This window comes from Pseudomonas sp. GW456-12-10-14-LB2, assembly GCF_002884345.1.
GTDB lineage: Bacteria > Pseudomonadota > Gammaproteobacteria > Pseudomonadales > Pseudomonadaceae > Aquipseudomonas > Aquipseudomonas paraglycinae.
In genome coordinates, this window is sequence record NZ_POHV01000002.1 from 116,061 (window position 1) to 131,259 (window position 15,199).

Annotated in this window: 13 protein-coding genes and 1 riboswitch; of the genes, 6 read left to right on the forward strand and 7 right to left on the reverse strand. The window is 60.9% G+C overall.

The window, feature by feature from the left end:
* Nucleotides 1-18: 18 nt before the first annotated feature.
* The 3 genes from C1X29_RS02085 to C1X29_RS02095 all read left to right on the forward strand — a co-directional run bounded on the left by C1X29_RS02085 (nt 19) and on the right by C1X29_RS02095 (nt 3,175).
* Nucleotides 19-1,797 (forward strand): flavin monoamine oxidase family protein, encoded by a 1,779-nt coding sequence (locus C1X29_RS02085; protein WP_102716733.1) that lies wholly within the window; start codon nt 19-21, stop codon nt 1,795-1,797.
* Between the two features lie 215 nt (nt 1,798-2,012).
* Nucleotides 2,013-2,564, forward strand: coding sequence for a cytochrome b (locus C1X29_RS02090; protein WP_074692051.1), 552 nt, complete (start codon nt 2,013-2,015; stop codon nt 2,562-2,564).
* 32 nt (nt 2,565-2,596) lie between these two features.
* Complete coding sequence (locus tag C1X29_RS02095) at nt 2,597-3,175, forward strand: YceI family protein (RefSeq protein WP_045121911.1); 579 nt, start codon at nt 2,597-2,599, stop codon at nt 3,173-3,175.
* Nucleotides 3,176-3,314: 139 nt separating this feature from the next.
* Here the strand turns inward: C1X29_RS02095 and C1X29_RS02100 are convergent, their stop codons facing one another.
* The 5 genes from C1X29_RS02100 to ahcY all read right to left on the reverse strand — a co-directional run bounded on the left by C1X29_RS02100 (nt 3,315) and on the right by ahcY (nt 9,910).
* Nucleotides 3,315-5,180 carry a DEAD/DEAH box helicase gene (locus tag C1X29_RS02100; protein WP_102716734.1) on the reverse strand — a complete coding sequence of 622 codons (1,866 nt, stop codon included), beginning with the start codon at nt 5,178-5,180 and terminating at the stop codon, nt 3,315-3,317.
* Between the two features lie 222 nt (nt 5,181-5,402).
* Nucleotides 5,403-6,215, reverse strand: a complete 813-nt coding sequence (locus C1X29_RS02105; RefSeq protein WP_102685758.1) for an ABC transporter substrate-binding protein — start codon at nt 6,213-6,215, stop codon at nt 5,403-5,405.
* A gap of 87 nt (nt 6,216-6,302) precedes the next feature.
* A complete protein-coding gene (locus C1X29_RS02110) occupies nt 6,303-7,385 on the reverse strand; it encodes a hypothetical protein (protein WP_102716735.1) in 1,083 nt (360 codons plus the stop codon).
* A 77-nt stretch (nt 7,386-7,462) separates the two neighbouring features.
* Entirely contained in the window at nt 7,463-8,308 is an 846-nt protein-coding gene (gene metF / locus C1X29_RS02115; protein ID WP_102716736.1) for a methylenetetrahydrofolate reductase [NAD(P)H], read from the reverse strand.
* Nucleotides 8,309-8,500: 192 nt separating this feature from the next.
* A complete protein-coding gene (ahcY, locus tag C1X29_RS02120) occupies nt 8,501-9,910 on the reverse strand; it encodes an adenosylhomocysteinase (RefSeq protein WP_007961892.1) in 1,410 nt (469 codons plus the stop codon).
* A 23-nt stretch (nt 9,911-9,933) separates the two neighbouring features.
* Nucleotides 9,934-10,032, reverse strand: a riboswitch (S-adenosyl-L-homocysteine riboswitch).
* Between the two features lie 197 nt (nt 10,033-10,229).
* On the opposite strand from ahcY, the gene C1X29_RS02125 reads away from it, so the two are divergent.
* Both C1X29_RS02125 and C1X29_RS02130 read left to right on the forward strand, forming a co-directional pair.
* The gene (locus C1X29_RS02125) at nt 10,230-10,637 is read left to right on the forward strand and encodes an acyl-CoA thioesterase (protein WP_011336338.1); all 408 of its coding nucleotides are present in this window, start codon (nt 10,230-10,232) and stop codon (nt 10,635-10,637) included.
* 73 nt (nt 10,638-10,710) lie between these two features.
* Nucleotides 10,711-11,598 (forward strand): formate/nitrite transporter family protein, encoded by an 888-nt coding sequence (locus C1X29_RS02130; RefSeq protein WP_102685756.1) that lies wholly within the window; start codon nt 10,711-10,713, stop codon nt 11,596-11,598.
* Here the strand turns inward: C1X29_RS02130 and C1X29_RS02135 are convergent, their stop codons facing one another.
* The gene (locus C1X29_RS02135) at nt 11,599-12,864 is read right to left on the reverse strand and encodes a sodium:proton antiporter (RefSeq protein ID WP_085667394.1); all 1,266 of its coding nucleotides are present in this window, start codon (nt 12,862-12,864) and stop codon (nt 11,599-11,601) included. It abuts the gene before it with no gap.
* A gap of 106 nt (nt 12,865-12,970) precedes the next feature.
* Complete coding sequence (locus C1X29_RS02140; protein ID WP_085608885.1) at nt 12,971-14,140, reverse strand: MFS transporter; 1,170 nt, start codon at nt 14,138-14,140, stop codon at nt 12,971-12,973.
* Nucleotides 14,141-14,359: 219 nt separating this feature from the next.
* Between C1X29_RS02140 and C1X29_RS02145 the strand changes: the two genes are divergently transcribed.
* Nucleotides 14,360-15,193 (forward strand): EamA family transporter, encoded by an 834-nt coding sequence (locus tag C1X29_RS02145; protein ID WP_102716737.1) that lies wholly within the window; start codon nt 14,360-14,362, stop codon nt 15,191-15,193.
* The last annotated feature ends 6 nt before the right edge of the window (nt 15,194-15,199 follow it).

Here is a 15,199-nt window from a genome sequence, read left to right on the forward strand (position 1 = left end):
TTTTCCGGAGTTCGCTGAATGTCTGTCGGTTGGCTGCGCGCCTGTGCGCTAGTGGTGTTGGGGCTGTTTAGCGTTACGGCGCTGGCCAAGGATAAAACCGCAATCGTGATCGGCGGCGGCCTGTCGGGCCTGACGGCGGCTTACGAACTGCAGAACAAGGGCTGGCAGGTCACGCTGCTCGAAGCCAAACCGAGCCTGGGCGGTCGCTCGGGCATGGCCACCAGCGAGTGGATCGGCAACGACAAGACTCAACCGGTGCTGAACAAATACGTATCGACCTTCAAGCTGAACACCACGCCGGCGCCTGAATTCGTGCGGACCCCGGGGTACCTGATCGACGGCGAGTATTTCTCCGCCGCCGACCTGACCACCAAACAGCCTGCCACGGCCGAAGCGCTGAAGCGCTACGAGAAAACCCGTGACGATCTGGCGCGCTCGATCGACGACCCGCAGAACCCGGCCGCGACCAACACCCTGCATGCACTGGACCAGATCAACGTCTCGAGCTGGCTCGACAAGCAGAACCTGCCGGCCACCGCGCGTCAGCTGATCAACCAGGACATCCGCACCCACTACGACGAGCCTTCGCGCCTGTCGCTGCTGTACTTCGCACAGCAGAGCCGGGTGTATCGCGGCGTGTCCGACCGTGACCTGCGCGCTTCGCGTCTGGTCGGTGGCAGCCCGGTGCTGGCTCAGGCCTTCGTCAAACAGCTGAAAACCATCAAGACCAACTCGCCAGTATCTGCCATCACCCAGGACAAGGACGGCGTGACCGTCAAGGTCGGCAGCGTTGGCTACCAGGCCGATTACGTTGTGCTGGCGGTGCCGTTGCGCGCCCTCAACAAGATCCAGCTGACTCCGGCGCTGGACGCCCAGCACCTGGCCGCGATCAAAGGTACCAACTACGGCTGGCGCGACCAGATCATGCTGAAGTTCAAGACGCCGGTATGGGAAAGCAAGGCGCGGATGTCCGGCGAGATCTACAGCAACACCGGCCTTGGAATGTTGTGGATCGAGCCAGCCCTGAAGGGCGGCGCCAACGTGGTGATCAACCTGTCCGGCGATAACGCCCGCGTCATGCAGGCCTTCGGCGACAAGCAGATGGTCGACCAGGTGCTGATTCGCCTGCACACGTTTTATCCACAGGCCCGTGGCTCGTTCACCGGTTATGAAATCCGTCGCTACAGCACCGATCCATCGACCGGTGGTTCCTACCTGGCCTTCGGCCCTGGCCAGATCAGCAAATTCTGGCGCCTGTGGGAGCGTCCGCTGCAGCGCGTAGCGTTTGCTGGCGAACACACCGACACCTTGTACCCGGGCACGCTGGAAGGCGCACTGCGCACCGGTCAGCGCGCGGCCAGTCAGGTTGAAGACCTGGCGGCGGGCAAATCCTTCGAACCGGCCAAAGTCGGCCCGGCAGCAGCCACCGCCGCAGCGGCGGGGGCGGGCGCGGCAGTAGCGGCGAAGAAAGGCAACTTCTTCACTAACCTGTTCGGCGGTTCGGACGACGACAAGAAACCAGAGCCTGTAAAAGCGCCAGAGCCGGCACCTGCTCCAACCGCCCCAGCGCCTGCACCGACCCCGGCCCCTGCGCCAGCCCCGGTGGAAGCACCGAAGCCAGCAGCTCCGGTAAAAGCCGAGCCAGCCAAGAAAGCGGCAGCCAAGCCAGCAGCGAAGAAACCGGCGGCGAAGACCGAAGCGAAAAAAGCTCCGGCCAAACCAGCGGCGAAAAAAGCTGAACCGGCGAAGAAGCCAGCGGCTAAACCGGCGGCAACCACCGAGACCAAAGCGCAGTAAGGCTTTGCGGTAAATGAAAAAGCGCGGCTTTCAGGCCGCGCTTTTTTTTGCCCGTGATTCACAACATCCCGCCACACTTTTGTCTTTAATCTTTCCTTAACTCCCCTGTTCAAGACTCTTGATCGTATTTCTCGATATTTCAAAGCGAAATTTTCCGCTTTAATTCGATAGATAACTCGCTAGTCTTGGTTCGCAGTTCTCACAGGATTTGGGCAATGCAGCTACGTAACTCTTCTTCGCGCTACGGTTGGGTCAGCATCTTCATGCACTGGGGTGTGGCGCTGGCGGTCTTCGGGCTGTTCGCGCTGGGTCTGTGGATGGTGGGGCTGGATTACTACAGCACCTGGCGCAAAGACGCGCCGGATCTGCACAAGAGCATCGGTCTGGTGCTGCTGGGTGTGATGGTGTTGCGGGTGTTGTGGCGCTTTGTCAGTCCACCGCCGCCAACGTTGCAAAGCTACAGCCGCATGACCCGCATCGGTGCGAAGTTTGGCCATGGGTTTCTGTACCTTGCGCTGTTCGCCGTGATGATTGCCGGTTACCTGATTTCCACCGCAGACGGTGTCGGGATCCCGGTGTTTGGCCTGTTTGAAGTTCCTGCACTGGTTTCCGGACTACCGGATCAGGCAGATACCGCCGGTGTGATTCATCTCTGGCTGGCATGGGCGCTGGTAATTTTTTCCGGCCTTCATGCGTTGGCAGCATTGAAGCACCACTTTATCGATCGTGATGCGACCCTGACACGAATGCTGGGACGCAAAGCCTGATGTTCAACCTCGACTCCAAAGGAAAACAAAGCATGTTGAAAAAGACTCTGGCCGCTCTGGCAATCGGCTCTGCCGTCCTGTCCGCCAACGTGATGGCCGCTGACTACGTGGTTGACAAAGAAGGCCAGCACGCCTTCGTCGACTTCAAGATCAGCCACCTGGGCTACAGCTTCATCACCGGTACCTTCAAGGACATCGATGGCAAGTTCAGCTTCGACGCTGCCAAGCCTGAAGACAGCAAGATCGAGTTCAACGTGAACACCGCCAGCGTGTTCACCAACCACGCCGAGCGCGACAAGCACATCGCCAGCGCTGACTTCCTGAACGCCAGCAAGTTTGCCAAGGCGACCTTCGTCTCCACCAGCGTCAAGTCCACCGGTGCCAACACCGCTGACGTGACCGGCGACCTGACCATCCTGGGCGTCACCAAGCCAGTGGTCGTGAAGGCGACCTTCCTGGGCGAAGGTAAGGATCCATGGGGTGGCTACCGTGCCGGCTTCGAAGGCACCACCACCATCAAGCGTTCCGATTTCGGCAAGCAGAAAGACCTGGGTCCGAAGTCCGACGCGGTCGAGCTGTACGTTTCGTTTGAAGGTGTGAAAGCGAAGTAATTTTCGCCAGCCATACAAAAACGCCCCCGGTCTTGCGATCGGGGGCGTTTTTTATTGCCTGTCGCAACCCTCGTCTCGGCGGCGCACAAGAAAATGCCCCGGTTTTCAGACCGGGGCATTTTTCATTGCAGTCGAAAACTCAGCGATTGCGGGTCAGCAAGGCCGGTTTTTCACCGCGTGGGCGACTTGGCAGTTGATCCAGCTGCTCAGGGGTCGGGAAGCGGTCGGCTTTCGATTCCTTGTGCATGATCTTCGGCCCGCTGCTGCGCGGGTTCTGCACGGCCGGTTCAGCGCGTTGCTGATCGTCACGGGCCGGGCGGCGGTTGCGCGGGTTTTCATCGCGACGACCCTGACCGTCACGCGGAGCACCGTTGCGTGGGCCGCTGCGCTTGCCTGGCGGAGTGCCGGTGCTCGAACCGTTGCTGTTGCGTGGGCCGTTCTGGCGACCTTGTGGCTGACCGCCGCGGGGTGCGCCCGAACCTGCGCCTTGCGCCGGAGCGCCTGGACGACGGTTGCGACCACCGGCCGGAGCCTGCTTCGGCACGTAATCGACGCGGTTACCGAAGTTATCGATATCGTCGTCGAGGAATTCGTCCGGAGCACGGTCAGCAGCGGCGCGTGGCGGCTGGCTTGGCTGGCGCTGTTCGCGGGCCGGGGTGCCTTCACGCGGCTTTTGTTGACGGGCTGGACGCTCGCCACGATCGCCGGCCGGTTTTTCCTTGCCCTTGTCTTTGCCTTTGTCTTTACGACCGCCGCCACCGCCGCCATTCGGGCCGTCGCCGCGTGGGCCACGGGCATTGCGCGGGTTGCGCATGTCCGGACGCTCACGGGCTTCGGGCTTCTCGGCCTCGATGGTGCTGGCATCGAAGCCCATCAGGTCGCCGTCGGCGATTTTCTGCTTGGTCATGCGTTCGATGCTTTTCAGCAGTTTTTCTTCGTCCGGTGCGACCAGCGAGATCGCCTCGCCCGAACGACCGGCACGGCCAGTACGGCCGATACGGTGCACGTAGTCTTCATCGACGTTCGGCAGTTCGAAGTTGACCACGTGTGGCAACTGGTCGATGTCCAGACCGCGCGCCGCGATGTCGGTGGCAACCAGGATGCGCACTTCACCGGCCTTGAAGTCGGCCAGAGCTTTGGTGCGGGCGTTCTGGCTCTTGTTGCCGTGGATCGCCACAGCCGGCAGGCCGTGCTTGTCCAGGTACTCGGCCAGACGGTTGGCGCCGTGCTTGGTGCGGGTGAACACCAGCACCTGTTCCCACGCGCCGGCGGTGATCAGGTGGGCCAGCAGCGCACGCTTGTGGCTGGCTGGCAGGCGGAATACGCGTTGTTCGATGCGCTCGACCGTGGTGTTCGGCGGCGTCACTTCGATGCGTTCCGGGTTGTGCAGCAGCTTGCCGGCAAGATCCGTGATGTCTTTGGAGAAGGTCGCCGAAAACAGCAGGTTCTGACGCTTGGCCGGCAGACGCGCGAGGACTTTCTTCACGTCGTGGACGAAGCCCATGTCGAGCATGCGGTCGGCTTCGTCGAGCACGAGGATTTCAACGTGGGACAGATCGACGCTGCCCTGGCCGCACAGGTCGAGCAGACGACCCGGGCAGGCAACGAGGACGTCCACGCCACGGGACATGGCCTGAACCTGCGGGTTCATGCCGACGCCGCCGAAGATGCAGGCACTGACGAATTTCAGGTCACGGGCGTAGATCTTGAAGCTGTCGTGAACCTGGGCCGCGAGTTCGCGGGTCGGGGTCAGGACCAGCACGCGCGGTTGGCGCGGGCCGTGACGCTGGGATTTGTCCGGGTGGCCGTTGGGGAACAGCCGCTCCAGGATCGGAAGGGCGAAACCGCCGGTTTTACCAGTACCTGTCTGTGCCGCAACCATCAGGTCGCGACCTTGCAACACGGCGGGAATGGCCCGCTGTTGCACCGGAGTAGGCTCGGTATAGCCCGCATCTTCGATAGCGCGGACCAAAGCCTCGGAGAGACCGAGGGAAGCAAAGGACATGAGTAATCCTGTTTCAGTTAGGGCTTGGCCCAATGGGAGTCTTGCCTGGCGCGAATGGCGTTTAAGAGGACGCAATCCCGTCCGGTCCTGCTGCGGTTCCGAAGGCACGTCCGGAGCGCTCGCGCGGGCTGAAAAGCTGCGCTGTAGCGGGTCGGGAGGCCTGTTACGGTTCCGGGCGTCCGGGCGTGAGCCTGGCGGGAACGCCGGAGTATAACAGAGCAATCACTGCGCGCCGCTTTCCTGCTGCTCAACGGTTTTGCCGCTGGCGGTGGCGTTGCCCAGTGGCGCCGTCAGGGCGGGGGCCGCGCCGTAGCGGGCGCTGAGCTCGGCATAGGCCGGTTCGCGCTTGAAACGCTTGAGTTCGGCGCCGAAGCGCTGCACCAGCAAATCCATCCCGGCATTGCGCCGCACGGCCAGAAACTGGCTCTGGCGGCTGATGACCGTGGGGTTTTCCGTGATCTTGTCGCGAATGCCCAGTTCATCGAGCAAATGCTGACCCACGCGGCGATCAGTGATCAGCAGGTCGATGCGCCCGCGCACCAGTTTGCCGAAATTGGCTTCGTGGGTCGGGGCCGGCTCGCGGGTGAACAGGGTCGATTCGCGAAAGTCGGGGCTGTACAGATAGCCCGGCGAGGTGCCGACCGTCAGGCCTTTGAGGTCTTCAAGGCTGTGAAAAGGGTGCGGACGCTCGTTGGCGTAGAACATCACGAACTCGACGTCCGACAGCGGTTCGCTAGGGTAGAGCAGGGTGGCGTCGCGTTCGTCGCTGTGGAAGATGTCCAGCGCGCCGTCGGCCTGGCCGGTTTCGAGCATCGACAGGCAGCGTTTCCAGGGCAAAAACTGCCATTCGACTTCGATGCCCAAGCGCTTGAATACGATGGCAGTGGTTTCGTAGTCCAGCCCGAGATTCTTGCCGCCTTGTTCATAGACATACGGCGCCCATGGCTCGGTGACAATGCGCAACTTCTCGCCCCGAGCAGCGAAGCTCAGGCAAGTAAACAGCAAAACGCTCAGCAACTGGACAATGACAGGCATGGCCTGAGGTTAGTACGCGAATCGCCTGATGAGAAGCTCTGGCATGCATGTTTAACGCTGCAAGCGAAGAGTTTCGATGCGATGCCGCTATTTGCCGGATGAATTGAGCAGGTGCTGATGAATTGTCGTGTAGCGCGAGCCCAGAACCAGTCTGACCAGTCTTCTGCTGAACCATTCTTCCAGCAAATGCTGACAAACTTTCTTGCCAATCCTTTCCTGCTGGTTTTTCAGTGCCTTTTCCCACCACACCGGTGCGCAGGCCTGGTCGAATTCGTTGGGGTGCTTATAGCAACCGTAGAGAATTTCGCGAATGAACTGGCGAAGGTGCGCGGGCAGCATCAGGGTGATGACTTTGTAAAGCATGCGCTGCATACGTGGCGGACGTGGCAGTCGCGCGGAAACGAGACGGGTATCATCCAGTGCAGCCTGACAGGTCGGGTTGTCGCCATGCTTGGCGACCCAGGCCTGAATCTTGGCCCTGAACAGCTGCTTGCGGCTCCAGTAGTGATGAATCAGGTCCGGACACTTCTTGATGTCCAGTGTGCGATAGGCTGCCACTGACAGGCAGAATTCCTCCAGGGTGTAGGCACCCTGGGCAAGCGGGAACAGCTCGTCGATCAGCGCAATCGAGCGATCAAGCACTTGCGCATCCTGGCGATGCAGGCCGATGACGCCGGAATTGAGCAGCATCATTTGATCGTCAGCCAGGCCTCTCTCCAGCAGGGTTTTCGACAGAGCGCTGTAGAGCAGGTTTTCTTTGTTGGTGCCGTATTGCGAGTAGTAGTCATTGCACAGCAGCGTGCCGGGTTGCACCCGTTCGAACAGTTTGACTGGCGAGCAATGAAAAAAAGTGTCGGTGTCGATCAGCAAGGCTGTCTCGGACTCTTCGAGCACCGTTCGCAAGGCAACGTGTTTGGTGCGGAAGTGGTAGCCGTGAGGTTCGCTCCAGCGCTGACGGGTGGCAGCATCGAGGGGACGCACTCGTACCGGGAGTTTTTCGTAAGGCTGCGGATTGTCACTGAACACCTGGATATCAATCGTCACATCCGGTGATTCACGAAGCCAGGCCAGGGCACTCGCGATGCTGAACACGGCTTCCTGGTGATAGGTTTCAGAGCCAAAAACCAGGTAGACGAGTTGAGGGCGTGGGTTCGAAGAATCGCAGATCATTGACGACAATATTCCATTGGTACTTTTAAATGTAAAAAGGCCCTCTGAAGAGGGCACTTTTTACTGTGTTGAATCGTTTAGCGCGGCAACTTCAGATTATTCCAGATCGCCAGGCTCGGTTCCGCCTGGTTCATGGAATAGAAGTGCAGGCCAGGCGCGCCGCCTTGCAGCAGGCGTTCGCACATCTCGCTGACGACCTGTTCACCAAAGCGCTGAATGCTCTGGCTGTCATCGCCGTAGGCTTCCAGTTGCTTGCGGATCCAGCGCGGGATTTCCGCACCGCAGGCATCGGAGAAGCGTGCGAGTTTGCTGTAGTTGGTGATTGGCATGATGCCCGGAACGACCGGAATGTCCACGCCCAGCGCCTGCAACCGGTCGACAAAGTAGAAGTAGCTGTCGGCGTTGAAGAAGTACTGGGTGATCGCGCTGTCGGCGCCGGCACGGGCCTTGCGCACGAAGTTGGCGAGATCGTCTTCGTAGTTGTGCGCTTGCGGATGCATCTCCGGGTAGGCGGCGACTTCGATGTGGAAATGATTGCCGGTTTCCTCACGAATGAATTCAACCAGTTCATTGGCGTGACGCAGCTCGCCGCTGGTCATGCCCATGCCGGACGGCAGATCACCGCGCAGGGCGACGATGCGCTTGATGCCGGCAGCCTTGTACTCGTTCAGCAGGCCGCGCAGGTCGTCCTTGCTGTCGCCGACGCACGACAGGTGCGGGGCGGCGGGGATTTTGACTTCGCTTTCCAGCTGCAGAACGGTGTTCAGCGTGCGGTCACGGGTCGAACCGCCCGCGCCGTAGGTGCAGGAAAAGAAGTCAGGGTTGTAGGTGGCCAACTGACGGGCAGTGGCGAGCAGTTTTTCATGCCCAGCATCGGTCTTGGTCGGGAAGAACTCGAAGCTGTAGCGACGTTCTTGGGACATGGAGGAAGCCTCCAGTTACGAGCGGCAAGCTACAAGCTGCGAGAGAAGCGGAGGTGCGCTGATCTCTCGTGCGTGAAACCTGCTGCCTGAAACTGTTCTGAAATAGGGGCAGAGCTCTCAAGCTTCGTACGGCAAGTCCGGCTTTTGACCTTGCTTGCCGCTTGAAGCTTGTAGCTCGCAGCTGCTCTTGTCTTAGTAGCGGTAAGCGTGCGGCTTGAACGGGCCTTCGACGGTCACGCCGATGTAGTCAGCCTGTTGCTTGGTCAGTTGAGTGACCACGCCGCCGAATCCGCGGACCATTTCCAGGGCCACTTCTTCGTCGAGTTTCTTCGGCAGTACTTCAACGGTCAGACGCTCGGCTTTCTGGGCTGGCGACAGGTCGGCGTACTTCTGGCCGAACAGGAAGATCTGCGCCAGCACCTGGTTGGCGAACGAACCGTCCATGATGCGGCTTGGGTGACCGGTGGCATTGCCCAGGTTCACCAGACGGCCTTCCGCCAGCAGGATCAGGTAGTCGTCGTTCTGAGCGTCGAAAGCGCCCGGGCCGGTACGGTGGATCTTGTGTACCTGTGGCTTCACTTCTTCCCATGCCCAGTTCTTGCGCATGAAAGCGGTGTCGATTTCGTTGTCGAAGTGACCGATGTTGCAGACAACGGCGCGCTTCTTCAGGGCTTTGAGCATGTTTGCGTCGCAAACGTTGACGTTACCGGTGGTGGTCACGATCAGGTCGATCTTGCCCAGCAGCGCTTTGTCGATGCTTGCTTCGGTGCCGTCGTTGATACCGTCGATGAACGGCGAAACCAGTTCGAAACCGTCCATGCAGGCTTGCATGGCGCAGATCGGGTCAACTTCGGAAACCTTGACGATCATGCCTTCCTGACGCAGGGACTGGGCCGAGCCCTTGCCCACGTCACCGTAGCCGATGACCAGCGCTTGCTTGCCGGACAGCAGGTGGTCGGTGCCGCGCTTGATGGCGTCGTTCAGGCTGTGACGGCAGCCGTACTTGTTGTCGTTCTTGGACTTGGTCACCGAGTCGTTGACGTTGATGGCCGGGATTTTCAGCTCGCCTTTGGCCAGCATGTCCAGCAGGCGGTGCACGCCGGTGGTGGTTTCTTCGGTCACGCCGTGAACGCGGTCCAGAACCTGTGGGTATTTCTTGTGCAGCAGCTCGGTCAGGTCGCCGCCGTCGTCGAGGATCATGTTGGCGTCCCATGGCTGGCCATCTTTCAGGATGGTCTGCTCCAGGCACCACTCGTACTCTTCTTCAGTCTCGCCTTTCCAGGCGAATACCGGGATGCCGGCAGCGGCGATGGAAGCGGCGGCCTGATCCTGAGTCGAGAAAATGTTGCAGGACGACCAGCGCACTTCGGCACCCAGGGCAACCAGGGTTTCGATCAGCACGGCGGTCTGAATGGTCATGTGGATGCAGCCGAGGATTTTTGCGCCTTTCAGCGGCTGCTCGGAAGCGTACTTGCGGCGCAGACCCATCAGGGCCGGCATTTCCGACTCGGCGATGATGGTTTCGCGACGGCCCCAGGCAGCCAGGGACATGTCGGCAACTTTGTAATCGTTAAAATCTGCAGGCGTGATAACAGCGCTCATGAAGAGCCTCCATTCGTAATGTATGCGAATGGGCGCCGTTGTGCGTTTAGTGTCCGGCCTGAGCCGGTCAACGCCCCATCCGAGCCTGACAGGTTGAACCTGCTGCAGCGCCCCTCGGACAGGTGGCGGGAAAACGGTACCAAGTGAAGGTTACCGTTTTGAAACGGGGGCGATTATAGCCGTCTAGACTGATCTTCCAAAGGGTTTCTGTCGGCCAGATGAAGATCGCCAATCGCGACCATAGTAGAAGCCTCATGGAGCATGACCGCTCAGTCTGCCAAGATGGCGCCATCATTCGGCAAGACGCTCAGGAGTGAAGATGAATTTCCACACCCGCAAGTGGGTAAAACCCGAAGACCTCAACCCCAACGGCACCCTGTTCGGCGGCAGCCTGCTGCGCTGGATCGACGAAGAAGCGGCGATCTACGCCATCGTTCAACTGGGTAACCAGCGCGTGGTGACCAAGTACATTTCCGAAATCAACTTCGTCAGCGCCTCGCGCCAGGGCGACATCATCGAGCTGGGCATCACCGCCACTGAGTTCGGCCGCACCTCGATCACCCTGACCTGCGAAGTGCGCAACAAGATCACCCGCAAGAGCATCCTGACCGTCGAGAAAATGGTCTTCGTCAACCTCGGCGAAGACGGCTTGCCGGCGCCGCACGGGCGAACCGAGATCAGGTATGTCAAAGACCAGTTCAAGGATGACGTGCCCGTTACCGAGTAATCGCGTCACACCGGCGAACGGAAGCCGAGCGGCGCGTGTCGTAGCCTTATGACCCCGCCACCGGTTTCCCGCCATGACCACACCTACAGACGGCAAGACCCCCGATCTCTCGGCCAAGGAACAACACGAAGTCGAGAAAAACCAGCCGCCCCGCGCGGCGGTTCTGCATGAAATCATCCGCAAACAGGGCGACCAGGAACTGGAGCGCAGCATCGCCGCGTTGTGGTGGTCGGCGCTGGCGGCCGGGCTGACCATGGGCCTGTCGCTGATGGGCATGGGCCTGCTCAACTCGCGTCTGCCCGAGGGCGACGAATTCAAGGTGATCGCCAGTTTCGGCTACTGCGCAGGCTTTCTCGCGGTGATCCTCGCCCGCCAGCAACTGTTTACCGAAAACACCCTGACTGCCGTGCTGCCGGTGATGACCAAGCCGACCCTGGCCAATTTCGGTCGGTTGATCCGGCTCTGGACAGTGGTGCTGTTCGGCAACCTGTGCGGGACGATTCTGGTGGCGTATGTGATGCTCGAACTGCCGATCTTCGACAGCAAGACCGACGAGGCCTTCCTAGAAATCGGCCGCAAGGTCATGGAGAACCACGCGAGTCAGATGTTTGCCAAGGGCATCGTTTCCGGCTGGATGATCGCCACCATGGTCTGGATGATTCCGTCCATGGAGAGCGCGAAGATGTGGATCATCATCCTCATCACCTATCTGATGGCGCTGGGCGACTTCACGCACATCGTGGTGGGGTCGGCGGAGGTGTCGTATCTGGTGTTTGCCGGCGAGTTGCCGTGGAGTGACTTCTGGGCGGTGTTTGCCGGGCCGACGCTGGCGGGGAACATCATCGGCGGCAGTTTCATCTTCGCCCTGATCAGTCATGCGCAGATCCGCAGCGAAAGCGGCGCTCCGAAAGAGTCTGCAGATCAGGCCGAAAAGCCCGATCCGCAGCAGATCAAGAAATGATCAGTGGTGCGCGGGCTCGGCAGCGGTTGCCGGCTCGTCGCGCGTTGCGTGCTTGACCAGTTTGCCGATGGTCAGGCCCTGCAACAGGATCGATGACAGCACCACGATGTAAGTGATGCTCAGCAGCAGATCGCGCTCTGGGCCCAGCGGCAGGGCCAGTGCCAGTGCCACCGAAACTCCGCCGCGCAAACCACCCCAGGTCAGGATCCGGATAGTGCCGCGAGGCACGGTGCGCCAGCGGCGCAACAGGACGATGGCCGGGGCCACGGTGAGCAGGCGCGACAGCAGAATCGCCAGCGCCAGCAGACTTGCTGCCGCCACGTGCAACCAGTTGAACGGCAGCAGCAACAGCTCCATCCCGATCAGCGCGAACAGCAGCGCGTTGAGCATGTCGTCGAGCAATTCCCAGAAACCGTCCAGGTATTTGCGCGTCATGTCGTTCATCGCCAGGTTGCGACCGAGGTTACCGATGATCAGACCGGCGACCACCATCGCAATCGGTGCCGAGACGTGCAGCTCGGTGGCCATCGCTGAACCGCCAATCACCAGCGCCAAAGTCAGCATGACTTCGATCTGGTGCTGCTCGATGCTTTTGATCATCAGGTACACCAGATAACCGATCAGCCCGCCGAACAGCACGCCGCCGATGGCTTCGTGGGCAAACAGCATGGCCGTGGCGCCGACGGTCGGGGTTTCGCCCAGTTGCGCGATGCCAAGCAGCACGGTGAACACCACCACGGCGGTGCCGTCGTTGAACAGTGATTCGCCAACGATGGTGGTCTTCAGCGGCTTCGAGGCGTTGGCCGTACGCAGCACTCCGAGTACCGCGATCGGGTCGGTCGGGGAAATCAGCGCGCCGAACAACAGGCAGTAGAGGAAGCTCACGTGCCAGCCGAACAGGGCAAAAATGTAATAGGCGAGGCTGCCGATCACGGCGGTGGCGATCAGTACGCCGAAGGTTGCCAGCAGGCCGATGGGCCAACGGTAGCTGCGCAGGTCGTTGAGGTTCACGTGCAAGGCACCGGCGAACAGCAGGAACGAGAGCATCCAGTTCATCAGCAGATCGCCGAAGTCGATCTGGCCGATCAATTGCTGCACGCGCTCTTCGAGGCCGGGGTAGCCGAGCAGGCTCAGGCCTTGCAGCAACAGGGAAAACATCAGCGCGGTAACCATCACGCCGATGGTCGGAGGCAGGCCGATGAAGCGGAAATTCACAAAGGTGAGGAGGGTGGTGAGGCAGATGAAAGCGGCGACGAGTTCAAGCATCCGGGGTCCTTTGGATGGGGGGTGGAAAGACAGCGCGCCCGTTCATGGACGCAAGGGTTGGATGGGCTGACGCCGGGTGGGGACACAATTGTGTCCCCCGGGAAAATCAGCCGGACACATTGACCGCAGCGACACCCCGACGTTGCAGGTAGATGAAAAACAGCGCCGTCAGCACGGTCAGCACGCCCACCAGCGCGCCGGTCCACGGCAAGTCCGCCAGGTCCGCGCCGCTGGCCACCACCAATCCGCCGATCCACGCGCCGGCGGCATTGCCGAGGTTGAACGCGCTCTGGTTCAGGGTCGAACCGAGGTTCGGTGCTTCATGCGCCTGATCGATGATCAGCAGTTGCAGGATCGGGCACAGGGCGAAGGCGAAAATCCCCCACAGCACCAGCGTGATCGCCGCCGGAACCACCGAGCGACTGGTCTGGCTGAATGCCGCCAGAATCAGTACCACCGCCAGTGCGACACCCACCAGCGACGGCAACAGACGGCTGTCGGCCAGGCGCCCGCCGAGCATGCTGCCGCCGGTCAGGCCGACACCGAACAACAGCAGCATCACCGTCACGCCGTGGGGGCTGACGCCGGTGATGTCCTGCAGAATCGGCGCGATGTAGGTGAACACGCTGAACAGGCTGGTGGAGGCCAGCACACTCATGCCCAGCGCCAGCAACACGTTGACCTTGCCCAGCACCTTGAATTCGCTGGCGAGGTTGGCCTTGTCCATCGGGATATGTTTCGGCAACCACAGCCATTGGGCGAGGGCGGCGATCACACCGATCACCGAGACCGCCCAGAAGGTCGAGCGCCAGCCGGCGTACTGGCCGAGGGCAGTGCCCAGCGGTACGCCGAGAACGTTGGCCAGGGTCAGACCGGTGAACATCATCGCAATCGCCTGCGCCCGTTTGTTCGGCGCGACCAGCCCGGCGGCCACCACCGAACCGATGCCGAAGAACGCGCCGTGGCACAGCGCGGTGACCACTCGCGCGGCCATCAGCGTTGCGTAGTTCGGCGCCAGTGCGCACAGCACGTTGCCGAGGATGAACATCAGCGTCATGCCCAGCAACGTGGCCTTGCGCGGCATGTTGGCGGTGCCGATCGCCAGGATCGGCGCACCGAACACTACGCCCAGGGCGTAGCCAGTGATCAACAGGCCAGCGTGGGGAATGCTCACCGCGAGGTCGCGAGCGACATCGGGCAGCAGGCCCATGATGACGAATTCAGTGGTGCCGATGCCGAAAGCGGCAACAGCGAGTGCAAGCAAGGCGAGTGGCATGCGCAAGGTCTCTGTCGGTAGTCTTGACGCTTTGATCAGGCATACGCAGGCCGGCGACCGGTCTCGGACGAGAACGGGGCAGGCAGGAATTATTGGAATTTATCTGTGCGCAACTGAGTGCGGCGTGGTCGCTTGCAGTATAAACAGCTGCTGACACATCGCGAATCAATAATCTGACTAATTGGCTCAGGTTCAACAACAAGAACAAAGGAGTGGCACGTGCTGGCGACAGCTCTGGTGTTGGTGGCGGCGCTGTTGCACGCAGCGTGGAATACGTTAATCAAGTTCAGCGCCGAACGGCTGCTGGTGGTGGCCTGCATGGACACCGTGGCGCTGTTGTTCGTCGCGCTGGCGTTCCCTTTCATCAGCCTGCCACCGCCGGAAATCTGGCCTTGGATTCTGGCGTCGGCGGCGTTCGAGCTGCTCTATCGTTATCTGCTCATCCAGGCCTATCGGGTCGGCGATCTGGGGCTGGTCTATCCGTTGATGCGCGGATTGTCGCCGCTGGTGGTGCTGGCGCTGACCCTGATCTTCGCCGGTGAAGTGCTGACCACCCAGCAGATCTTCGGGATCATGCTGATCCCGCTGGGCATGGCTTGCCTGCTCTGGCAGGGCGGCGGCGGGAAACACTTGCCGTGGTCGATGCTGCCGGTGGTGGCGCTGATCGGCTTGTGCATCGGTTGCTACACCTACATCGATGGCCAGGCGCTGCGGCGCTGGTCGCATCCGCTGGATTACCTGGTCTGGGTCACGCTGCTCAGTGCCTGGCCTTTCCCGATGCTGGCGTGGGTGGCCAAGCGTCCGGCGTTCAAGCTGTTCTGGCGCGAGCAATGGAAGCTGGGACTGGCGGTCGGGTTCTGCGTGTTGTTCAGCTACGCTCTGGTGCTGTGGGCGATGCAGTTGGGCTCGATTGCCGAAGCGGCGGCGTTGCGTGAAATCAGCGTGATTCTGGTGGTGCTGTTCGGTATGCGTTACCTGAAAGAACCTTTCGGCCGGCCGCGGCTCTTAGCCTGTGGGCTGGTGCTGATCGGCATGCTGGTGATGAAGTTCTGAGCGCCC